This window comes from Ensifer sp. LC384 (assembly GCF_001695865.1).
Classification (GTDB): domain Bacteria; phylum Pseudomonadota; class Alphaproteobacteria; order Rhizobiales; family Rhizobiaceae; genus Ensifer.
In genome coordinates this window covers 1-515 of record NZ_MBST01000083.1, presented here as the reverse complement: position 1 = coordinate 515, position 515 = coordinate 1, and the positions used below count along the sequence as shown (strand labels likewise).

Here is a 515-nt window from a genome sequence, read left to right as displayed (position 1 = left end):
AGGCCTTCGATGCCGTGCACCTTGAGCTGTGCGTCGACGACCGACGCCTGTTCGTCCGGTCCCATCGCGCAGGTGCCGCACAGGTGATAGATCGAACCGGAATTCTCGCGGAAATAGTCGATGAGCGCCTCGTCGCTGTCAAGCGAGGGCCCAGGCGAGACTTCCTCGGCGGTGACGGTCGAGAGGGCCGAGGCGGAGGCGATCCTGCGCACCAGCCGGCTTCCCTGCACGACTTCCTCGATATCCCTGTTCGCCGAAAGATAGTTCGGACGGATCTCCGGCGCGGTGCGCGGATCGGCGGAGGTGATCGCGATGCTTCCCCGGCTGGCGGGTCGGCAGGAATTGAAGCAGATCAGGTAGCCGGGATAGGGTTCCGGCTTCAGTCCGGCCTTGGGATCCTTGGGAATGCGGTAGGAGAGCGGGTTGAAATAGAGCTGGATGTTCGGCTGCGCTTCGTCCCCGGTGCCGCGGAAGAAGCCGCCGGCCTGGTTGACGCTCATGGCGAAGGGGCCTTT

General features: G+C 64.5%; 1 protein-coding gene. It reads right to left on the bottom strand.

All coding sequences use genetic code 11. The features are described from left to right. The coding region (locus BC363_RS31930) for a GMC oxidoreductase (RefSeq protein ID WP_244519990.1) at nucleotides 1-500 on the bottom strand (500 nt) is incomplete at its 3' end. Nucleotides 501-515: the final 15 nt, after the last annotated feature.